A 20,950-nucleotide genomic window follows, 5' to 3' on the forward strand; every position below is an offset into this window, starting at 1 on the left:
GTATCAGATTCGTAACAGAACCGTAAGATGAGGCTTTTCTTGATGAACGCCATCAACCAGCGCTAACCAGCAGTTCCTCAAACACCAGTTCTTCAGACGGTTTAGTCAGATGCGCTTGTTGCCTCGCCTGCTGCCTTCCGTTGCGCTCCTTCAACTCGGTTGAGCCGCCAGACTGGAGCCATGACTCAGAACACGCTGAACCGTTAAAGTTACTACCGCTGCCTTTAGCGCTAGCTCAAACCAACGTTGGCTTAAAACGTTAACTTAAACTGAGGGTAGCTTTGATGAAACGGGACAGTAGCAGTTGCGGCTTTGCGTAAAGGGCACTGTTTGGAATAGCAGACAGCCAGGAAGCAGAGTCAGAGAGGTCATCACCTTGCAACTCGGCACTATTGCATTGTGTAAGCGTTGTCCTTGCAACCGCTGTCAACACGAATGAGCGCTTAACAGTGGCTAGAACGGGTACGTTATGGGTCAGCGTCCATGCCAGAAAGCTGATTCTGTCACTGGTCGATCGCCAATAACTTGCTGCTTACAGGCTAGTGCCCAAATCCTAGCGGTTTCCTTACTCTATTAAAACTCTATTTAGCGCTTTCGCACCAATGGTACTGAACAAAATGGTGTTAAGCCTGCGATCTTTCGAGCGAAGACAAGGCAGAAAAGCGATCGTTTAGTCTGGTTGCCAATGGGTATTAAGCAGGCTAGTCAAAATGTGGTCTTCCCATTTGCCATTAATTAACAGATAGTCTCTTGCATAGCCCTCGACTACAAAGCCTATTTTTTTTAGTAAGTTGCCGCTCCGCTGATTGCGAGGCATATAGTTAGCAACAATGCGATGAAAATTTAGCTCATCAAAAATGTACTTAGCGCAGAGACTAACGGCTTCTGACATATAGCCGTTTCCTTGCTTATCTTCTGCCAGACTATAGCCTAAGAGACAGGCATGAAGTGGCGCACGAAAGAACTGAGTAAAGTTAACAATGCCAATGATTGTGTCTGGATTTGCTTGCTCAAAGACAAAGAGCCTGAGCGATTGGTTGTAGTTGAATTCAATGAGATTTCGCTCTACCTGTCCCCGCCAAAAGTCTTCCTTAAAAAAATCGTCGGGTCGAGTTGGCTCAAAGGGAGTTAGAAAAGCACGATTGGTGCGATAGTAACGCACGATTTCACGGACATCGCGCCTGGTTCCTAAGCGAACTAACAGTCGGTGCGTTGAGAGTTGCGGTGGCGCTAGAGGATGCTCTTTCATTAGGCTCGAAGGCGCTGTAACAGGCTATTAAAAGGTTGCCAATCATCGTTCTCAGCGATCGCATCCCAGACAGTTTCAATCTCTGGTCGCAAGGGTGTTGCAGTTGGATTGTGGTCACGAAGACGAGTAGCGATCGCGCCCATTTCCGCTTCTGGTAAGCTTAACAACAGATTGAAGTAGCAGCGCTTCCAGTGATCCCAGAGGGTGGCAAAGTCACCGGGCGAAACGCTGACTTGAGGGAAAATGTGACTGATATCCTCGCGCCAATGGCTCGAAAACTGCTGCGCCAGTTCGGCAAAGAAGCTGTGATAGCCTACTTGCGTTTCCTTTAAAAGCTGTAGCGTCAAGTTAAGCAACTCATCCAGTTCAGGACTTTCTACCGCTTCAAAGCCCAATTTTTGCAGCATCCGTTGCCGATAGGCTTGTTCATAATGCTGGTTAAACGTCTCTAGCCCTGCATCTAGATCAGTAGAAGCAATCACTCGTTCTAACGGACGTTGCAGCATCTCTAAATTCCAGCGGCAAATGGCAGGTTGCCTGCCGTAGCTGTAGCGCCCACCATAATCAAAATAGGCAGCCGTAAAACTAGGGTCGAGTGTAGGGATAAACGCAAAGGGACCGTAGTCAAAACTTTCGCCCGTAATTGCCATGTTGTCTGTGTTGAGCACGGCATGGCAAAAGCCGGTAGACATCCACTGCGCCGTTAATGTTGCCACGCGCTGCACCAGTTCGGCATAAAACAGCGCATATCGATCGCTCTGCTCCCATAGATGCGGATAGTAAACCTCAATGACATGATCCAGCAGAATGGCGATCAGGTCTTTGCGATCGAGGCGATGGAGCCGCTCAAAGGTGCCAAACCGAATGTGCGATTGTTGAAACCGTACCATGACGGACGATCGGGTTGGTGAAGGTTCATCCCCACGCCACAGTGATTCCCCCGTCTCGATTAAACTCCAACAGCGAGAGGTTGTCACTCCAGCCCGATGCAGCGCCTCTGCTGCCAACACTTCACGGACGCCACCTTTGAGCGTTAACCTGCCATCGCCCCCCCTGGAGTAAGGCGTTGTACCCGATCCTTTCGTGCCCAAGTCGTACAGCTTGCCATCTGTGCCCCGCACCTGCCCATAGAGAAAGCCGCGACCATCGCCCAGAAAGGCGTTGTATTCGCCAAACTGATAGCCGTGATAGCGCAACGCCAACAGCGGACGCGCTCCTTGAAATTTGCCAAACGCTTCCACAAAATCAGCATCGCTAACTGCTTGTGGATCTAAGCCCAACGTTGGCAGTAGATCATCATTGCGAAACCGCAAAATGTGTGCCGGAAACTCAGCCGCAGCAACCTGATCGTAATAGTCGTCGCCCAGCCTTTCGATGGATGGTTCGTAATCGAGGAGTAAGAGAGGATTGGCAGACATTGCAACAGTTGAGGAAGGGCAGAGCGGAAGGCATCACAACCTTCTTGAACTATGCATGAAGACCAGACAATGATCAATCTTGACTAAGACTGATTGTGCAGCTGCCAGGTTTTAGCCTGCGAAAGCTCTAAAACCGATTGGTGGTACTGAGTGAGCGTCGATCGATGTCCCACACTCAGAAACGTAGTGCCGATCGCTCGTAAATGTTGATATAGCCGCGCCTCGTTGTCCGCATCTAAGGCACTGGTGGCTTCATCGAGAATGGCATAATTTGGTTTTTGCAGCAGCAACCGGGCAAAGGTCAACCGCTGCTGTTCGCCCAGAGACAGCACATCTGCCCAGTCTCGTTCGACCTCGAAGCCGCCAAAGCGTTTAGCTAAATCAGCCAGGTTTACTTGCTCCAGGATTTGCGTCAAGTGCTGGTCGTCTGCTTCAAGGTGGGTATTGGGATAGAGGATCTGATCACGTAAGCTGCCTAACACCATGTAAGGACGTTGCGGCAGAAAGAGAATTTGGTCAGCGTCAGGGCGGACGATCGTGCCCTTTCCAGCGATCCACAGCCCTGCGATCGCTCTCAGCAGTGAACTTTTGCCGCACCCACTGGCTCCCATCACCAGCAAGCCTTGTCCAGTGGGCACTTCAATTGACAAGTCTTCGACCAGCGTCCGCTGATAGCTTGGGGTTTGCAGCGTAAGATGCTCTAGCGCCAGACGATCGGCGGTGATGGTTTGAATCGTTGTTAGAGTCATAGCGGCTGTTTCGGTTGCCTCAATTGGCTGGGTCTGCTCCGGCTCGACTGGCTCCAGTTCGGCTGCTTCCGGTTCCGCTGCTTCCAGTTCGGCGGCTTCCAGTTTGGCTGGCGCTAATTCAACCTGTTCTAAAAACTCAGCAAACGTATACAGGCGGTTAATCCCAGCCCCAAAGGTTGTCAACGCCTGGAAGCGAGCCACTACCAAGTTCAGCGAGAAAAAGACTCGGATGAACGCGCCCTGTGCTTCGCTAACTTTGCCGACTTCAAGTTCTCCTGCAAAAATCGCGGGCGCTACTACCAACGCAGGCAGAATGAAGGGAATGAACTCGTAGGCATTGGTCAACACATTCAGGTTTAGCTCCCAGAGCAGGAGCCGTTTGACGTTATCAAAGACTTCGAGAAACCGATACTTGACCTGGGTTGCTTCCTGCTCTTCACCGCGATAGAACGCGATCGCCTCCGCGTTTTCTCGAATCCGCACTAGACTAAACCGAAAATCTGCTTCTTTCTTGAGTTGCTCAAAATTCAGCCGCACCAGCGGTTTGCCAAAGACAACCGTTGTTACCAGTGTGCCGACGATCGCATAGAGCAACAGAAATAACACGAGAGAACGAGAAATCCCCCAGAGTACGCCGCTAAAGGCAATGACCGACAGCACCGATTCCACCAACACGAGCAAAAACGTGAGCGATTCCTGAGTGAAGCTGCGAACATCTTCGGCAATGCGCTGATCGGGATTGTCAATGTCTACATCGGATGTGCTGAGGTTGTAGTAGGCACGACCGCCAAAATAGTTGTCTACAAAGCGATTGGTGAGCCAGCGTCGCCATTGCAGACTGAGGCGATCGCGCAGATAGCGGTAACCTGCCAGCAGTGGCGCATAGATGACCAGCACGCCAATGAAAATCACAACCGTTTCCCAAAAGCGCGGCTCATCTTTGGCAGAAAGGGCTGAGATTAGCACACCTCGCTTGTTGTTGAGCACTACACTTAGCCCGGTATACGCCAGCAAAAATAGCACGACTCCCAGCAGTAGTCCCCTGGCTTGCCATTTTTCCTCACTAAACCAGTAGGTTTTGGCGATCGCCCAAAACTGTCGGAAGACTTGCAAATTCAATCGATCCATCCGTTTATGTTCCTTGAAATAGCGATCAGCATTCAGCTATCAGCGGTCAGTGTTCAGTGGTTGGAGTTAACGCAAAACTCTCTAGCAACGTGGCGCAAGGCGTTACTCAAAACTCCTTCACTCCCCACCTATCCTACTAATGCTGACAAACTGATGCTGACGAAGCAGCGCGATCGCACCCAATTCTCCAATCCTTGTCTAACGCGCAAGTCCTAACGGTAAAATAAGGGCTTGCAACAGCTTTGGGAGCTATCAGCTTGCCGACACTTGGCGTTAATATCGATCACACCGCAACAGTACGGCAGGCACGGCGCACAGTAGAACCTGATCCCGTGGCAGCCGCTGTTTTAGCGGAATTAGCGGGTGCCGATGGCATTACCGTACACCTGCGCGAAGACCGCCGACACATTCAGGATCGCGATGTGCGCTTGCTGCGGGAAACGGTGCGAACTCACTTAAACCTGGAGATGGCAGCGACGGATGAAATGGTGGCGATCGCCCTCGACATCAAGCCTGATTACGTGACCCTCGTACCCGAAAAGCGCGAAGAAATCACCACTGAAGGCGGACTAGATGTGGCAGGGCAGGCAGATCGCATGGCGCAGATTGTCACCACACTCCAAAACGCTGACATTCCGGTGAGCCTCTTTATTGATGCTGACCCCAGGCAGATTGAGGCTTCCGCAGTCATGCACGCTCAGTTTATCGAACTGCACACGGGGCAATATGCCGAAGCCAAAGCCGAAGCCCATCGAGCGAAGGAGCTAACAATCCTGAAAGACGGCTGCGAGCAGGCGATCGCCGCTGGCTTGCGCGTCAATGCTGGACACGGACTCACATACTGGAATGTGTATCCGATCGCCTGTCTGCCAGGAATGGAAGAACTCAATATCGGTCACACGATTATCAGCCGTGCCATCCTGGTTGGTTTAGAACGAGCCGTGCGTGAAATGAAACAAGCGATGCGAGGAGAGTGAGGCGTAGAGCGTTTTGAGTTACGAATTTTGAGTTTTGCGTTAAAACATTCAAGCGCAAGATTCAATAAGACGTACTGTTCTCTGCCTTCAATCACCACCAAAAACTTAACACTAGAACTAGGCTTTAAAACTAAGCGTTCTAACTCTCACTTCTATTCATTTCTGTCAACACTCAACACTACTCCCATGACCATGCAAACCTACTACTACGTGCTTGCCAGCCAACGGTTTCTTACTGAAGAAGAGCCGATCGATGAAGTGCTGAAAGAACGCACCCGGCATTACCACGAGCAAGAAAAAGAAATCGACTTTTGGCTTGTTAACCAACCTGCGTTCTTGGAAGCACCGGAACTGGCAGAGACTAAAGCTAAGTGCCCACAGCCTGCGAGTGCTATTATTTCAACCAATCCTCAGTTCATTACCTGGTTGAAACTACGGCTGGAATTTGTGGTGACGGGTGCGTTTCAGGCTCCTTCTTACACCATTCCGCAGCCCTTAGCCTCCTTAGCATCCATTTCTTAAGCCTTTGGCGTGAAGGTTGCTTGTTGGCTTTCCAGCGATAGGAGGGCATCGCCAACTTAAACCCTCTCAAGAAAGTCCATGTTTCAGATTGCCCGACGATTCCAATTTTTGTTGCGTCCAGTGCTGTTCTCTGGAGCAAGTTTGGTGGCGGCAGCGATCGCCTCTGCCCAAATTCCACCGGCACCGCCTACATTAAATACTCCTGCACCAGCAAATACTCCTGCACCAGCAGGCTATGCTGACTGCCAACCGCCTAGCCCCAGTGAATATTTGCTATTGGTGGTGAGCAAGACACCCGAAAGCCAGGAGCAAGTGCGTCGTACCTTACCCTCAAGCGCTACGGTGACGGTCTGCAACTACCTCAATGACGTGGTAACGCGAGTGGGTGGGTTTCCCACGGCTGAAGCAGCCGATGCCTGGGCAAAGTATGTGAGAGAGTCGATCGGGCTATCTGCTTTCGTGGCGCGTCCATCAGAAGTAGCGGCGCAACCGTCACCAGCTCCCACGCCGACGGCTCCGGCTCGAACAGCAGGCGTCGCGAGATCGTCCTCGCCTCAAGGCACAGGGACGTTTAACCCTCAGGCTTTAGGCGGCGGCTATGCTGTTTTGGTCGATTACTTTAGCCGCCCAGAACTGGCAACCCAGGTGCAGCAGTTGGTTGGCAAAGAGATTGGTCTGGCAGCCTATCGCCAGCGACCGTACTTGTTAGCGGTGCATACTAGTGACCAAAGCCTTGCTAATTCAACCTTGCAAGCGTTGACCGATCGTGGCTTTTGGGCAATGGTGGTCGATAGCCGCCGCGTCATGTTGCTGCGTCAAGCGATCGCCACACCACAATCAACCGTGAAAAAGTAACCTGCGCTTTTTCTTAGCCTAAAAGCCAGCGTTTGAAGCTTTGCTACTGCTGTGGAGCTGAACGCTGATTGCTGATTACTCATGCTGAACGGCTCTTTAGCTTGGCTACGCTTTAGTCTGAGCCTGTGCCGCACAAAGTCGTTCGATCGCCTGGTCAGCCGTAATCAGCCGCTTTAAGACTACTTGTCCGATCGCTTGTGTTGTGGCATCAAGCTGAGCCGGATCGGTTGGTTTAACCTCAACCATCAAAACCGCGTCTTCGACCCGATAAAGCCACAGCTTCTCCTCCTTCTCCCAAACGCAGAGGTTAATCTGGCTAATGTCTGGTTTGCGCCTCCAGGCGCTTTCGTTCCATAGCCCTCCTAATTCCCAGACTCTACCAACTGTCCAGCCATCCGACAAAAAAAAGTACTTCACAACGGTATTCCGAATTGCTGCAACGTCTCATCTATCAAACTACGAACAACCTTGCTAAACTCAGCCGCCTTTATGGAAGTAACACACGTCACACTCAGCGCAACCAACCATAAACTACAGTACTGCGAGTAAGATGGCACGATCGCTCGCACAAGTTTCCTAACTGGTTTTCTGATAGCAATGGTTCGCGATCGTCTATGCCCTACTGTCTGCGATCGCTTACACTCAATATCACTTATTCAGCATCCACGTTCTTCCAGTAAATTCGTTTCAGCAAATTCATGGACATTCAGGCTCTTATTCGCGACATTCCAGATTTTCCTAAGCCAGGGATTATCTTTAAAGACATCACCACTCTTCTGCGTGATGCGGATGGGTTGCGTTACACCATTGATGCGCTGGCAGAAAAATGTGCTGACTTTGCGCCAGACTTCATCATTGGGATGGAATCGCGTGGCTTTATTTTTGGCGCTCCGCTAGCGTACAAGCTAGGAGCAGGCTTTATTCCCGTTCGTAAACCGGGCAAACTTCCGGCAGCAGTGCATTCCATTGAGTACGAGCTAGAGTACGGCATGGATCGCCTGGAAGTGCATCAGGATGCGCTTCATCCTCCCGATTGCAAAATTTTGATTGTGGATGACCTGATTGCAACAGGTGGCACGGCAGCGGCTACTGCTCAACTGGTGCAGCAGTCTGGCTGTCAGTTAGTTGGCTTTGCCTTTGTCATTGAGCTTAAGGATCTGAACGGACGCAAACGGCTACCGGAGGTACCGATCATCACGCTGGTTGAGTATTAGGATAGTTCTAAGTTGTTGGCAGTGAACCCTTGGTCATGAAGCTTGAAGCCAACAACGACGGCTGAACAATCTTTAGCGAAACACAAACTGATGACTATATCCGATCGGAGCAGGCGAGAAGCAGGCGTTGATGCGCTGATGACGTTTTTTACCAGCGATACGTTTGTTTACATCGTCAAACGCCTGTTACAAGCACTTTTGACCCTGTTTCTGGCATCAGCGTTGAGCTTTGTGATCATCCAGCTTGCCCCTGGAGACTTTTTGGACACCTATCGCCAGAATCCTAAAATTTCGCCAGAGTTTTTAGAGCAAAAGCGGCAGCAATTCCGCTTAGATCGACCGTGGATTGAGCAGTACTTCTTCTGGCTCTGGAGCATTGTCAGATATGGCGATGCGGGTCCCAGTATGCTGTACAACCGCTCGGCATCCGCAATTATTTTAGAGCGGGTGCCAGCTACGCTGCTGTTAGCCTTCTCTTCGCTGCTGGTCACTTGGGCGATCGCCATTCCATTGGGTATTGTCGGTGCGGTCAATCAAAACCGCTGGAGCGATCGGTTCTTGCAGGTCATTAGCTATGCTGGACAAGGCTTTCCCAGTTTTATTACAGCGTTACTGCTGCTGATTTTGGCGCAAAACACGTCGCCCCTTTTCCCCGTTGGCGATATGACCAGCATCGACCATAACGAATTGACCCCACTGGGTAAAATCATTGATATTGGCTGGCACATGATCTTGCCGACGATCGCTCTTAGCATCACTAGCTTTGCTGGACTTCAGCGCATCACCCGTGGCGAACTGCTTGATGTGCTGCGGCAAGACTATATTCAAACCGCTCGTGCCAAAGGACTGCCAGAAAACAAGGTGATCTATATTCACGCGCTGCGTAACGCAATCAATCCGCTGATTACGCTGCTTGGGTTTGAATTTGCCAGCTTGCTGAGTGGCGCGTTTGTTGCTGAGTTCTTTTTTAACTGGCCTGGTTTGGGTCGTTTGATTCTGCAAGCAGTGCAAGCACAGGATCTTTACCTAGTGATGGCAAGCCTGATGATGGGTGCGGTCATGCTCATCATTGGCAATTTACTGGCAGATTTACTCCTTAAAGCGGTTGATCCTCGCATTAAGCTAGAGGAAGCTAACTAGATCTAAAGCTTACGGGTGATTGTTCTTTAGTACTACCGTTGAGGCTAAAGAAACCAACTTTTGGCTATTCAAAGGGCAACGATCGCGATACCTCGAAGCAGCGATCGTACTGCTTATTCTCTACAGATAAGATACGTGAAAAGATTGCTTGAAAATGAGTTTTTCATTCACAGTTTTTCACTTACAACTAAAAAATTACTAATAGCGTCATGTTTTCGGAAGCTTATTACCTGATTCGATCGAGAGCCGACGGTAGCTATTTAGTCGCGCATCCTCATGCTGGTAAAGACGCAAACGCAGCCCAGTCTAGTCCAAGTTTTTTACTTTTGTTTCGTGAACACTTTGATGCCTTGAGTTACCTGAATACTCATGCTTCAGAAATTGCTGATCGTTTCTCTGTAGAATCCATTCCTGGCACCCAGATTGATCCCTTACTCAAACGTTGGAGCTTTACGGGGATTGGGGTTGTCCAAGATCCGCTGATTCCGCGAGTTGAATTTCTGACCAAAGGCTCGATTTGAGGCTTCTTGCCTGCATCATGCCCTCAGCAACGCTAGATAGGTTGGATGGGCGATCGTGTTTCCTCACGTCTAAAACCTTGTTCTGGAGCGGTGACACCGAAACCATCCGCCGCTTACATCTGTTTTAAGCGTCATGGCAAAATCACTTTAAAAAGCGCGATACAACTATTAGATCGCTTGTTGCAGCGTTTTAGTGGCGTTTTTACTTCCTTCGGTTTGATAAACTCAAGTAGCTCGCTTAGACAGCCACAAACAGTGGTTCACAAGCTTATAGCGTGCGACAGTCTAGGCACCTTTATTCCTAAGTCTTTCTTTAGAACGTACTCTATGAAACTTGCCATTGCTCTCTTTTTCTGTGTGGCTTTGTCAGGCGGTGCTGTGGCGGCACCACCACCGCTTGCGGCAAACCCTGCGATCGATATGGATGGGTATCTCCGTGTTTCGTTTGAGGCGGCAAAGCATCGCAAGACGCGCAGGCTTTCGGAAGCCGATTTCATTCGTATGAGCCGTGAACCGGGCACGATCGTTCTAGATGCCCGTAGCCGTGAAAAGTACGAGCTTTTGCACATTAAAGGCGCTGTCAATCTGAGTTTTCCAGACATTACAGTGGAGAGTCTGAAGCGCACTCTGCCTGATAAAACGACTCGCATTCTCATCTATTGCAACAATAATTTCGTCAACGCTGAGGAGCCGTTTCCCTCCAAAATGCCATCAGCATCGCTCAATCTCTCAACTTACATTGCGCTCTATAACTACGGCTACCGTAATGTGTATGAACTTGAGCCTCAAATCGACCCGCAGCAGTCGAAGCTTGCCTTCGAGTCAATCCCCTCTAAACCATTAAGCCGAAAGCTTTAAAGCGATTTGAATTGCACAGTATTGGGGGAACCTCCACACGAACCCCCTCCAATCACTGCGATCGATTCTTACGAACTTTCTGCTTGGTTTCGATCAGTTCAGTTAGATGCTGTAGGGATTAGAGTTCTATGCCTTCTGTATAAATGCGATCGACTAGAACATAAAAGGCTTCATCCTGCGTACGATGGTTAAAAAATACGGGTAGTGTCCTTTAGTAAAGAGTAGAGAGAATTAGGACTAGCTATCATGGTTGAGTCTTTTATCATGCATCTCCTGCTTCCGAGTCTTCCACCATGAAGCCTTATCTCCTTTGCCCGACCTATAGCTCAGACGGCATCATGAAAAATGGCACGACTCGTCGTGGCAAGCAGAATTACAAGTGCCGTGATTGTGGTCGTCAATTTGTCGAAGACCTGCAATGGAAGCCAATTGACCCAGACCGCAAGACGATGATTGACTACCTGTTGTTGGAGAAGATTCCCTTGGCAGGGATTGCTCGTGTAGTGAATTGATCGGAGGGCAGGCTACAACGCTATGTCCACCGTTGCTATGCCCAGGTGCGGCAACGGGTACAAGCTCAACCGAAAGCCAAGGAGCACTTAGCGGTGCAGATGGATGAATGATGGTCGTTTGTTGATGACAAGGGCAACAAGCAGTGGGTGTGGCTAGCACTGGATGTAGAAACGCGTGAGATTGTGAATGCTACATTGGCGACTGTTCAGCAGAGGGGGCAATGAGGTTGTGGCAATCGACGCCTGCTGTCTATCAACGATGCACCATTGTGTACAGCGATTACTGGGAAGCTGACGCCAAGGTTTTACCAAGTAAACGTCATCGTGCGGTAGGTAAAGAGAGCGGCTTAACCAGCTACATTGAACGCTTCAACAACATGCTGAGGCAACGAGTGTCACGCTTAATGAGGAAGCCGTTATCATTCTCTAAAAAGTTGGAGAATCACATGGGAGCGACTTTGTATTTCATCCATCACTACAACAACCTGATAGGTACGGAGATGCTGAATGGTTAGTGAAGGCTGCTTATTCCCTATCCTTTACTAAATAGGACTACCGTTAATTTTTCTACCAACAGCCTCTAACTCTATCACTTTTTGCAATAAGTCCCCCTTTTGGTCTCCGCTGCTATATAGAGGCGTTATAGCGTGAGTATACTCTTCTAGTTGTGCAAGTGCTCCAGAACTGCCTCTAGACGCTGCTGTCGTTGTCGCTGCTCTAACCACTGACGACAAACCTGCTGAGTCAGTTGCGACTCTTCCTCGGTCAAAACCCGACCGCTTCCTTGTGCTACCAGGAGCTTCGAGACAGCAACCGCTTGCGAGTACTTAATGTTGTGTTTCACAAGCTGTAAACAAAGGATGCTTTCTTGTTCATCAACAGGGAGAGAAAAACTTTTCATTTGCGTCAGGTGCATCAGAAGCTAGCGGCTGCAGCGGCTTGCCCAAGGCAGAGCTTCACCAGGTCGACAGCATCATTGTTAACAAATGTAGGGAATGTAACATCTACCCAAGTAAATAATCCTAGGAAAAGGTTCTCATTAGTCAAGCACTACTTCATTAGCAGCAGCGCTTGCACACTGGACCACCTTTGGATGAAATGTCTCTAATGTGCCGTTAGGCAAGGCTTGTGCTAATTGTATGTTCGCTGCGAGCCGATGAATAACTCAGCTTTGTTTATGACTCAGTCGCGCATAGGAGCTGTTGATGAGGTTGTGCCAAGACCTCAGCTTCAAAGCGAGTCTTTACTAAGACTGCACAACAATCGTCCGGATTTTTCGACTGTTCTGAGAATTGGTTAAGCGAGACGCTCTCTGGTCAGTTAAGGCAAGAGCGACATAGGGCGATCGCTGCTGTGGCAATAGTTGCTTCGCTCATGTTGAGCATTGGTTCTGGCTCGACACCGAAAGCTACAGCACCGATTACCCTAACCCTTGCCAACGCCAGTCGGAGACCAAACCCTTGAGGAGAGAAACATGCGCAAGTTGATGTCTGCTGGGCTGGCTGGGTCGGTCGCTTTGACCGTTGGTAGTTGCTCCTCTCATGCTGATAAGGATGCCGTGATCACGCTGCCGCCAGAACCCGCGAGTACAACAGAAGCGCCTGCTACAGCAGAGCCTTTTGCTGCTAGGACAGCGCCGTTGGTACCGCAAGTGGCAGCTCCTGAGTACATGCCAGGACTGCTCCAGTCAACCAACAGTGTTGAGCAGACAAGACAAGTGCGGCGCAGCATTCAACGTCAAAGCAGAACTGATCCGTTCGCCAGCCTACCACCAAAGTTACAACAACCGCGTCCTGTGGCTGCTCGCCCCGATGTCCCCCTTCTAAGGCAATTACCAACGCGAGCCAGGCGTATGCCGCGCTTGATCCAACGGCGACCGACGCTTGCTAACAAACCGAAATTCTCCCCTTACATAGGATTTCCAACGCCACCGACGGTCACTGTGCCCCCACTGACTCAGCCCCGCACCCGCCTGGCGGCTTTAAAGCCGAAGCGCACTACGCCATTGCCGCCCAAGCAAAGCACACCGTTGCTCAGCGCACTGCCGCCGTTACCAGTGGCAAGCCTAGCAAACGCGGTAGAAGTCAGTGGTGTGGTCGTGGTTGGCAGCGTGGCTCATGCGATCGTTAAAGCACCCAATGAAGCCAGCAGTCGCCATCTTCAAGTGGGGCAACGTTTTTCCAATGGGCAGGTGTTGATCAAGCGCATTGAGGTCAAGACTGGCTTTGATCCCATCATTATTCTTGAAGAAAATGGTATTGAAGTGGCTAAAGCAATTGGTGAAGCCATACAGACCCCCAACCCTGCCTAGTTGTAGCGACTCCAGAGAGAGACCCCGAATTGGCAATGCCAGAGTGAGCGGTCGTTAACTTGAGCTTGAGTGGAGTGGTTTGCCTCTTCTTTGCACGCGAAAGCCCGGTGCCAGCGACCGGGCGCTGTAAAGTACAAGTAGGGTGCCTCTAGGACTAGGCTAGCAGTCTTAGTGGTACCCAAGGCAGCTTTAGACGCTGAGCACTGGTATGGCAAAAACGATTTTCAAAACTGTCTTTTGGCTGACCGCTCTCAGCCTGATTACGCTGGGTGTGTTGAGCTACAGAGATGGCGGCAGCCCTACCCGTAACAAGCAAACAAGGTTGGACCACATGTTGTGTCGACTGAACCCCAGTCAGTGTTAAACATGCAACTAAGCTTATGTCGCTGAGGCAATAAGCTTTGGCAGATTTTAACCAACATCACTGGCAAACCCTGTGCCAAGTGTTGGCGCTTCCCAGCAGCACGAAGACTATGCCCGTCCTGGTGATAGCGCCCCGGTGATGTGGTACAACTACTCATTGAACCCCGATACGCCTTTTCTTCTCCTTAACTCATACACCATAAATAACCATAGCTCTTTCAGTTCTTCCCTCAGGCTGGTGGCTATAGCCCTATGAAATCTGCCTGTAAAGTTCCGGTCGTTAAACCAGTGACAAACTTAAAGATTGCTTCTGAAGCTTACATTGCTCAGCTAAGCCTTCTGTCGCTGAGTTTGGAGTGATGAACAACCAACTTGTACCTAATCTTGAAAGGAGCTTTGCCACGATGACACAACCCATTCTTGCCCACGAAATTATCGGAGAGGGACCAGAAAAAGTCATTGTGATGGGCGGTTGGTTAGGTGACCATACAGTGTTTCAACCGATTTATCACTGGCTCGATCGCGCGACGTTCACGTATTGTTTTGCCGATCCACGCGGTTACGGTGATTCTAAAAGCATGGTAGGAAACTACACAAATGCAGAAGTGGCAGGAGATGTAATGACACTGGCAGCTATGCTAGGTTGGGAAGCATTTCACTATATCGGGCATTCGATGATGGGCAAAGTCGCCCAATACTTGAGTGCTCATTACAGCACCCACCTTAAGTCTGTGATAGGAGTGACCCCAGTACCTGCAAGCGCTGTCCCCTTTGATGAAGAGACCCAAAAGTTGTTTGCTACTGCCTGGGAAGTACCAGCCAATCGCGGCACCATTTGTATGATTACGACTGGCAATCGCTATACGAAAGTCTGGGAGCGGTACATGGTCAATGAGTCATTGAGAACTACTCATCCTGATGCTTATCGTAAATACTTTAAGATGTGGTCGGCAGAAGACTTTGCGGCTGAAGTCAATGGTTGCGAAGTCCCCTTCCTGGCTATTACAGGTGAACACGATGCCGCAATAACGACTGCTCTCGTCGAAAGCACAATCCTACAGTGGTTTAAGAAGGCTGAGTTGCACGTCATGAGCAATGCAGGGCACTATCCGATGCAAGAGGTGCCAATTCAGCTTGTAACTGTATGCGAAGCATTCATGAATCGATTTTAGAGGCTGTCTGAAAAGTTGGCGTGAAACGGGATCCCGATAGCAAAGAGTTTTCATCGCGAAAGCTCAAATATATGAGGGCATTCGCTGAAGCTTATCCCAACAAGCAAATTGTGCAGCAGGTTGCTGCACAAATTCCCTGGTTCCATAACTGCGTTCTAGTCGCTACACCACCATTCCCAATCATCCAGGCGATATGTCAGAAGGAACGCTAAGAGCCATCCTGAAACAAGCAAACATCTCACCTAATGATTTTCTGGACAGTGAGTGAGACTAAGAACGCGCTGTCCGTTTATTCAGCTTCCTGCCATCCTTCTAACGCAGCCAGCAAAACATTTACCAATGGATTATCGATCAATTCTTTTAAGGTTTCTATACCTCCCGCTTTAAGCGCACCAACTACTCGCGCTTTTAGTGTTGGATTTTTCTCAATTGCTTCTACCGCTTTTGTCACCAGCGCCATTTTTTCGGTTTGCGTAGTGGTTGGATAGGATTGAGAGAGTTGTTCAAGCAACTGCTGAATTTCTGCGGCGGCTTCTGCTAAGGTTTGACGCTGTTTTGGTGCATAGTTGTGCAGAATTGCCTGCTGCCGAGCATTGTCTTGCAGCTTATTGGCGTAGTTGGTGATGTTTGCGCCACGTAGATCGGTATTGAAGGTTTCTGACATCAGCCTACTCTCCGCTGTTGCTATTGCTTGAACATTGATAGGTCGATTAATCGCCCATTCAGCCAATCTCATTATGTTTGTGTTCTCCCGACGGTAGCTTTCAATTTCAATATCTTTTGCTTTTAGTTCATACCGATACTTTTCACCCAGTACTTTCAGCGCCAACTCATACTCGTGCTTCAAACGGATCTCAACCGTTGCTTTGTCTGCATCAGGTGGCACGTTGACCCGTACCACAAAAGCACCATCATTTTTGTTTTCAATTGCATGAATTGATAGCTCTGCTCCTTCTGCTTCAACTCGCAGTTTTTCTAACGAGATGAGTAAAGCTGCCCAATCAACACCATTACGGAAGATGAGATCAACAGTGCTAAGCGCTTTTTGAAGGAGTTTTGTAAACTCGCCTTGAGCAAATTTTTGGTTGGGATTACTAGGACGGCGCTCAAAAAAGTTGCCTTTTATCTCTTCATCTTCTTCGTACCAATCAACCCTCAAATAAATATAATCACATTCAGCCTTCTCTAACTTTGTTTCACTGTTGATATTCCAATCCTGCAAACACGCTTCAGTAAATATTGCTTCAGTAAAATCAGTTGCCAGTGCTTCAGTTGCTATTAATATAGCTCCTGTAAGATCAGCACGACTTAGATTTGAGTAACTAAGACTTGCTCCGCTCAAGTCAGCTCCAACCAGAATCGACATAAAAAGATTAGCCTCGCTGAGACGGGCTTGGTCGAGTTGAGTTGATGCTAGGTTAGCCATGAAAAGTTGAGAACTCTGTAGGCTTGCTCTGCTGAGATCAGCCTCAAAAAAGTTTGCTTCACGAAGGTCAGCTAAAATGAGGTTTGCCTTGTAGAGATAAGCCTGGCTGAAATTGGTCAAGATACAAATTGAGTGGCTTAAATCGGCTTTAATAAGGTCAGCTTCAGTGAGGTCAGCATAACTCAGATCTGAATGGCTCAAGTTAGCTTCACGGAGCTTAGCCCCACTGAGGTCAGCCGCGATAAGGCTAGCCCCGCTGAGGTCAACCCCGCTAAGGTCAGCCGCGATAAGGCTAGCCCCGCTGAGGTTTACTTTTACTGCTAAATTATTTCTGCGCCATTCATTCCAGACTTCTACTCCCTGCTTGAGCCGATTGACCTGTTTCTGATTTGCCACAACGACTCCGTTGCTTTTGTTGACGCGGCTGTTACAGCTCTAATTTCTACTATTCAGCTTTAAATCTGCAAATATCAAGCTTAAATCCTGGAGTAATAAAAAAGGTGGTCATTGACCACCCTTTGTACTGAATCTATTAACGGACTATTCGATGCCTTCGATGCGGTCTTCGACTTCTTGATAGAGTTCGCGGAGGCGATCGAGGTTTTCCTCAGTGGTTTCCCAATAGCCGCGACCGTTGGCTTCAAGCAGCGTCGTCACCATCTTGCGGTAGGAGCTGGGGTTGAGGTCGAGCAAGCGTTTCGACATTTCCTCATCTTTGAAGAACGTCTCATTTGCGTCTTCATAGACCCAGTTATCTACTGCGCCTGCCGTTGCCGACCAGCCCATCGTGTTTACCAACCGCTTTGATAGTTCCCGCACGCCTTCGTAGCCGTGGCTCAGCATCCCTTCGTACCATTTGGGGTTAAGCAATTTGGTACGGGCATCCAGACGAACGGTTTCCGAAAGGGTACGAACTTGGGCGTTGGCGGTTGTAGTATCCGCGATGAAGGAAGTAGGCGCTTTGCCATCATTCCGTAGGCGCGACACAACCTTAGTGGGGTCAGAGTCGTAGTAGTGAGAGACATCCGTCAGCGAGATTTCTGACGAGTCCAGGTTCTGGAAGGTGACATCCGCCGTCTTGAGGGCAGACTCGAAGATCTGGCGGTTCTGATCCATCGTGCCAGGGTTATCTGACGAGAAGGCGAAGGATTTCCGCGCCAGGTACATATCCTGAAGCTCGGCTTCGCTTTCCCAGGTGCTGTTTTCCACCGCCAGGTTGATGTTGGAGGAATAGGAACCAGAGGCGTTGGAGAAAACGCGAGTGGCAGCCTGACGCAGGTTAATGCCCATTTCTTCGGACTGCTTGAGGGCGTGCTTGCGGACGAAGTTCATTTCCAGTGGCTCATCGGCTTCGGCTGCCATTTTCACGGCGCGATCGAGCAGTGCCATCTGGTTAATAAACAAATCGCGGAACACACCGGAGCAGTTCACCACTACATCAATGCGAGGACGACCGAGTTCTTCAAGCGGGATCAGTTCCAGCTTGTTCATTCGTCCCAGCGAGTCGGGCAACGGAGCCACACCGAGCATCCAGTAGATTTGCGCCAGCGATTCACCATAAGTCTTGATGTTGTCGGTGCCCCAGAGAACCGCCGCGATCGTTTCTGGATACTCTCCATCATTCTCCGCGCACTGACGGGCAAGCAGGCGATCAACTACCACTTTGGCAGACTTCACGGCTGCGGAGGTCGGAATTGCCTGTGGATCGAGGGCGTGGATGTTTTTGCCAGTCGGCAGCACATCAGGGTTGCGAATCGGGTCGCCGCCAGGACCAGGGATGACGTATTCGCCTTCCAATGCCGTGAGCAGGGCACCGAGTTCGTTATCCGCCACGATCTGCTTCAGGCAGAATTCTAGATAGTTGAACAGTGGTTTGATTTGCTCAACGTCCACCTTGGGATAGCCTGCCTGGTGCAAGGCTTCTACCCAGGGTTCTTTCTTGCCCATGTTGAAGAAGTTGAGCCTAGAAACTCTGGAAACGCGACCATCGGCATCGACCTGAGCCTGCACCAGTGATGCAACAGACGATCGGGTTGCCAGGGTAATGTCTTGCAGTAACTGCACGTCTTCTAGCACACCGCGATCGCTGCCCTGATAGATTGCTTCCATTGTGCGCCCCAGACTGTTCGCAATAATGCTGGGCAGGCTGAGAATGTTGTCTTCAGGACGATCGAGGCTAGCAATGTTGACTAGAGTGGCGATCGCTTCTTCTGCCGTTGGGGGTTTGCCGATGACGTGTAGACCACAGGGCAACAGACGCGACTCGATCTCCATCAGCTTGATGTAGACCTTGCCGACCACCGTATCGCGGGCTTCTGGCTCCAGTTCCTTCGCGCTTTCAGGAAACTCAATATCCTTGTCCAGGTTGCAGATCCGCGCTTTGTCCATAATCGAATCAACGATCTGGGCACCGCGTCCCGTGTCTTTCAAGGTCTGGTAGGACGCAACCAGTTCACCCAGTTCCTTCAAACCCTTATACAGTCCGGCGTTTTCAGCGGGTGGTGTGAGGTAGCTGATCGTTTCCGCGTAGGAGCGACGTTTGGCGATCGTCGCCTCCGAGGGATTGTTCGCTGCGTAGTAATAGAGGTTTGGAATAGTGCCAATCAGACTATCGGGGAAACAGGTATCGGACATCCCAATCTGCTTGCCGGGCATGAATTCTAGCGATCCATGAGTGCCGAAATGCAAGACGGCATCCGCTTTCCAGATTTGCTCCAGGTAGGTGTAGTAGGCGGCGAACCCATGATGGGGGCTGGCAGACCGTGAGAACAACAGCCGCATGGGATCCCCTTCATAGCCAAAGGTCGGCTGCACGCCAATGAAGACGTTGCCAAACTCTTTGCCAAAGACCAGCAGATTCTGCCCATCGGTGTTGAGGTGTCCGGGCGGTGGTCCCCAGGATGCGTGAAGACGCTCGGAGTACGGGGTCAGCGCTTCATATTCTGGCACCGACATCCGGTAGGCAACGTTTAGTTCAGGGCTGTTGTACTGAGCGCGGGCATCATGCAGCACTTCTAACATCAGCGCTTCTGCCGTTTCGGGCAAGTCTTTCACGTCGTAGCCGTTGTGCTGCAAGGCTTCCATCACTTTGTAAATGGAACCAAACACGTCCAGATACGCTGCTGTGCCAACGTTGCCTTTATCGGGTGGAAAGCTGAAAACGGTGATCGCCACTTTCTTGGTCAGCTTGGGCTTGCGGCGCAGGTTTGCCCACTTCATAGCACGCTGAGTAATCGCTTCTACCCGATCTTGCAGGGCGATCGCGCGTCCCGTCATGCCATCCCGACCCGAAAGAATGATGGGTTCGATCGCGCCATCCAGTTCGGGCAACGCAATTTGGAGCGCTACCTGAATCGGGTGCAGACCCAGATCGCTGTCCTCCCATTCTTCGGTGGTTTGAAACACCAGGGGCAGCGCCACCATATAGGGACGGTTAAGGCGCTTGAGGGCTTCGATCGCCTTTGGATGATCCTGCTTGGCGGGTCCACCCACCAGGGCAAACCCAGTCAGCGAGATCACGACATCCACAATGGCGTTCTGATTTTTAGAAAGGGGATCGTAGAAGAACGCTTCAACGGGCTTGGAAAAGTCCAGGCCGCCTGCAAACACCGAAATCACCCGTGCACCCATGCTTTCGAGTTCCTGCACCATCGCTACATAGTGGGCATCGTCGCCCGTTACTAAGTGCGTCCGTTGCAGCACCAAACCCACGCAAGGGGCAAGGGGATCTTTCAGTTCGTCCGAAATATCAGTGCGCGAGTTAAACCAGTTGAGGTACTCCTTCACGTCCTCAAACATGGTGGGCGCGAGGGGATGCCAGATGCCCAAGTCAGGATAGGTGACGGGATCACGATACTGCAAGGCACCGCTGTCTGTGTCGAGTTCTTTGTATACGTAGCGATCGGCAAGCATCAGCAGGAAGTTCTCTAGATTTTCCTGCGAACCACCGAGCCAGTATTGAAAGCTCAACATGAAATTACGGGCATCCTGCGCTTTGTCCATTGGCAGGTATTTCAGCACTTTGGGCAGCGTGTTCAGCAGCTTTAGCATCCCATCCTGAAAGCCAGACCCGGATTTCTCCTTACGCTTTTTCATAAACTGGGCGATCGCGCTCTTGGATTGCCCTAGCTGCGCCATCGAAAAACTGCCCATCTTGTTTAGGCGCATCACCTGCGGCATGGAGGGGAAGACAACTGCCACATCCAGGCGATCGCGGTGTGGCTCTACCGCTGCCACTACTTTGTCTGCCAGATCTTCTAGAAAAATCAGCGATGCAATGAAAATGTTTGCCCGCGCCACGTCACGCTGAAAGGCTTCGTAGTTATCCGAATCGCGGAGTTCCTCGATCAAATAGCCGCTAATTTCGACAGCCAGATTGGGATGGTTCTGGTTAATGGCGCGAACCGCTGCCGAAAGCGAACTCTGATACTGAGGCTCTAGCACGACATAGACCACTCTAAGCAGAGCGCGTCCCCGTAGATCATCGGGTGTGACGTGTCTGATGGTGGGCTTGACGTGTGTGAACATGCAGTTAA

General features: G+C 50.3%; 17 protein-coding genes and 3 pseudogenes. 13 read left to right on the forward strand and 7 right to left on the reverse strand.

Translation table 11 applies throughout. The features are described from left to right. Window positions 1–670 precede the first annotated feature (670 nt). The 3 genes from H6F76_RS21510 to H6F76_RS21520 form a co-directional block, all read right to left on the reverse strand. On the reverse strand, window positions 671–1,249 hold the full coding sequence (locus H6F76_RS21510; protein ID WP_190511384.1) for a GNAT family N-acetyltransferase: 579 nt from the start codon (window positions 1,247–1,249) through the stop codon (window positions 671–673). Continuing rightward, window positions 1,249–2,667, reverse strand: a complete 1,419-nt coding sequence (locus H6F76_RS21515; protein WP_190511385.1) for a YdiU family protein — start codon at window positions 2,665–2,667, stop codon at window positions 1,249–1,251. Before H6F76_RS21515 ends, H6F76_RS21510 begins: the two co-directional genes overlap by 1 nt. 83 nt (window positions 2,668–2,750) lie before the next feature. Next, window positions 2,751–4,544, reverse strand: a complete 1,794-nt coding sequence (locus H6F76_RS21520) for an ABC transporter ATP-binding protein/permease (protein WP_190511386.1) — start codon at window positions 4,542–4,544, stop codon at window positions 2,751–2,753. Between the two features lie 6 nt (window positions 4,545–4,550). Here H6F76_RS21520 and H6F76_RS21525 point away from each other — a divergent pair, with 6 nt between their 5' ends. The 4 genes from H6F76_RS21525 (at window position 4,551) to H6F76_RS21540 (ending at window position 6,898) form a co-directional block, all read left to right on the forward strand. Next, window positions 4,551–4,760, forward strand: a complete 210-nt coding sequence (locus H6F76_RS21525; protein WP_190511387.1) for a hypothetical protein — start codon at window positions 4,551–4,553, stop codon at window positions 4,758–4,760. Between the two features lie 41 nt (window positions 4,761–4,801). Further along, window positions 4,802–5,521, forward strand: a complete 720-nt coding sequence (locus tag H6F76_RS21530; RefSeq protein WP_190511389.1) for a pyridoxine 5'-phosphate synthase — start codon at window positions 4,802–4,804, stop codon at window positions 5,519–5,521. Window positions 5,522–5,713: 192 nt separating this feature from the next. After that, on the forward strand, window positions 5,714–6,043 hold the full coding sequence (locus H6F76_RS21535; protein WP_190448916.1) for an MgPME-cyclase complex family protein: 330 nt from the start codon (window positions 5,714–5,716) through the stop codon (window positions 6,041–6,043). 78 nt (window positions 6,044–6,121) lie between these two features. Next, window positions 6,122–6,898: a hypothetical protein gene (locus H6F76_RS21540; protein WP_190511391.1), complete on the forward strand. Its 777-nt coding sequence runs from the start codon at window positions 6,122–6,124 to the stop codon at window positions 6,896–6,898. A 105-nt stretch (window positions 6,899–7,003) separates the two neighbouring features. On the opposite strand, the gene H6F76_RS21545 is transcribed toward H6F76_RS21540, so the two are convergent. Next, complete coding sequence (locus H6F76_RS21545; RefSeq protein ID WP_190448914.1) at window positions 7,004–7,315, reverse strand: hypothetical protein; 312 nt, start codon at window positions 7,313–7,315, stop codon at window positions 7,004–7,006. Between the two features lie 281 nt (window positions 7,316–7,596). Here H6F76_RS21545 and H6F76_RS21550 point away from each other — a divergent pair, with 281 nt between their 5' ends. The 5 genes and pseudogenes from H6F76_RS21550 to H6F76_RS21570 all read left to right on the forward strand — a co-directional run bounded on the left by H6F76_RS21550 (window position 7,597) and on the right by H6F76_RS21570 (window position 11,658). Next, complete coding sequence (locus H6F76_RS21550; protein ID WP_190511393.1) at window positions 7,597–8,112, forward strand: adenine phosphoribosyltransferase; 516 nt, start codon at window positions 7,597–7,599, stop codon at window positions 8,110–8,112. Window positions 8,113–8,202: 90 nt separating this feature from the next. After that, window positions 8,203–9,252 carry an ABC transporter permease gene (locus tag H6F76_RS21555; protein WP_190511395.1) on the forward strand — a complete coding sequence of 350 codons (1,050 nt, stop codon included), beginning with the start codon at window positions 8,203–8,205 and terminating at the stop codon, window positions 9,250–9,252. A 209-nt stretch (window positions 9,253–9,461) separates the two neighbouring features. Continuing rightward, window positions 9,462–9,773, forward strand: a complete 312-nt coding sequence (locus H6F76_RS21560) for a hypothetical protein (RefSeq protein WP_190511397.1) — start codon at window positions 9,462–9,464, stop codon at window positions 9,771–9,773. A gap of 327 nt (window positions 9,774–10,100) precedes the next feature. Beyond that, window positions 10,101–10,631, forward strand: a complete 531-nt coding sequence (locus tag H6F76_RS21565) for a rhodanese-like domain-containing protein (protein ID WP_190511399.1) — start codon at window positions 10,101–10,103, stop codon at window positions 10,629–10,631. A gap of 293 nt (window positions 10,632–10,924) precedes the next feature. Next, window positions 10,925–11,658 (forward strand): annotated as a pseudogene (locus H6F76_RS21570) (IS1 family transposase). 146 nt (window positions 11,659–11,804) lie between these two features. Here the strand turns inward: H6F76_RS21570 and H6F76_RS21575 are convergent. After that, on the reverse strand, window positions 11,805–12,044 hold the full coding sequence (locus H6F76_RS21575; protein ID WP_190448910.1) for a hypothetical protein: 240 nt from the start codon (window positions 12,042–12,044) through the stop codon (window positions 11,805–11,807). Between the two features lie 573 nt (window positions 12,045–12,617). Between H6F76_RS21575 and H6F76_RS21580 the strand changes: the two genes are divergently transcribed. The 4 genes and pseudogenes from H6F76_RS21580 to H6F76_RS31595 form a co-directional block, all read left to right on the forward strand. Further along, entirely contained in the window at window positions 12,618–13,454 is an 837-nt protein-coding gene (locus H6F76_RS21580) for a hypothetical protein (protein WP_190511401.1), read from the forward strand. 767 nt (window positions 13,455–14,221) lie between these two features. Next, window positions 14,222–14,989 carry an alpha/beta hydrolase gene (locus tag H6F76_RS21585; RefSeq protein WP_190511403.1) on the forward strand — a complete coding sequence of 256 codons (768 nt, stop codon included), beginning with the start codon at window positions 14,222–14,224 and terminating at the stop codon, window positions 14,987–14,989. Between the two features lie 32 nt (window positions 14,990–15,021). Further along, window positions 15,022–15,150: pseudogene (locus H6F76_RS30650) on the forward strand (DUF1016 N-terminal domain-containing protein); the annotation flags it as partial. Then, a pseudogene (locus H6F76_RS31595) lies at window positions 15,144–15,257 on the forward strand (type II toxin-antitoxin system HicA family toxin); the annotation flags it as partial. The pseudogenes H6F76_RS30650 and H6F76_RS31595, both read left to right, overlap by 7 nt. 21 nt (window positions 15,258–15,278) lie before the next feature. On the opposite strand, the gene H6F76_RS21600 reads toward H6F76_RS31595, so the two are convergent. Further along, on the reverse strand, window positions 15,279–16,811 hold the full coding sequence (locus H6F76_RS21600; protein ID WP_190511405.1) for a pentapeptide repeat-containing protein: 1,533 nt from the start codon (window positions 16,809–16,811) through the stop codon (window positions 15,279–15,281). Between the two features lie 144 nt (window positions 16,812–16,955). Further along, on the reverse strand, window positions 16,956–20,942 hold the full coding sequence (locus tag H6F76_RS21605) for a magnesium chelatase subunit H (RefSeq protein ID WP_190511407.1): 3,987 nt from the start codon (window positions 20,940–20,942) through the stop codon (window positions 16,956–16,958). Window positions 20,943–20,950: the final 8 nt, after the last annotated feature.

Origin of the sequence: Leptolyngbya sp. FACHB-321 (assembly GCF_014695975.1) — a bacterium.
In the GTDB taxonomy this organism is placed as follows: domain Bacteria; phylum Cyanobacteriota; class Cyanobacteriia; order Leptolyngbyales; family Leptolyngbyaceae; genus Stenomitos.

Coding starts and splice junctions, on each gene's coding strand:
- H6F76_RS21510 (WP_190511384.1), bottom strand. CDS start 1,249: ATGAAAGAGCATCCTCTAGCGCCACCGCAACTCTCAACGCACCGACTG.
- H6F76_RS21515 (WP_190511385.1), bottom strand. CDS start 2,667: ATGTCTGCCAATCCTCTCTTACTCCTCGATTACGAACCATCCATCGAA.
- H6F76_RS21520 (WP_190511386.1), bottom strand. CDS start 4,544: ATGGATCGATTGAATTTGCAAGTCTTCCGACAGTTTTGGGCGATCGCC.
- H6F76_RS21525 (WP_190511387.1), top strand. CDS start 4,551: ATGTTCCTTGAAATAGCGATCAGCATTCAGCTATCAGCGGTCAGTGTT.
- H6F76_RS21535 (WP_190448916.1), top strand. CDS start 5,714: ATGCAAACCTACTACTACGTGCTTGCCAGCCAACGGTTTCTTACTGAA.
- H6F76_RS21540 (WP_190511391.1), top strand. CDS start 6,122: ATGTTTCAGATTGCCCGACGATTCCAATTTTTGTTGCGTCCAGTGCTG.
- H6F76_RS21550 (WP_190511393.1), top strand. CDS start 7,597: ATGGACATTCAGGCTCTTATTCGCGACATTCCAGATTTTCCTAAGCCA.
- H6F76_RS21555 (WP_190511395.1), top strand. CDS start 8,203: ATGACTATATCCGATCGGAGCAGGCGAGAAGCAGGCGTTGATGCGCTG.
- H6F76_RS21560 (WP_190511397.1), top strand. CDS start 9,462: ATGTTTTCGGAAGCTTATTACCTGATTCGATCGAGAGCCGACGGTAGC.
- H6F76_RS21565 (WP_190511399.1), top strand. CDS start 10,101: ATGAAACTTGCCATTGCTCTCTTTTTCTGTGTGGCTTTGTCAGGCGGT.
- H6F76_RS21575 (WP_190448910.1), bottom strand. CDS start 12,044: ATGAAAAGTTTTTCTCTCCCTGTTGATGAACAAGAAAGCATCCTTTGT.
- H6F76_RS21580 (WP_190511401.1), top strand. CDS start 12,618: ATGCGCAAGTTGATGTCTGCTGGGCTGGCTGGGTCGGTCGCTTTGACC.
- H6F76_RS21585 (WP_190511403.1), top strand. CDS start 14,222: ATGACACAACCCATTCTTGCCCACGAAATTATCGGAGAGGGACCAGAA.
- H6F76_RS21605 (WP_190511407.1), bottom strand. CDS start 20,942: ATGTTCACACACGTCAAGCCCACCATCAGACACGTCACACCCGATGAT.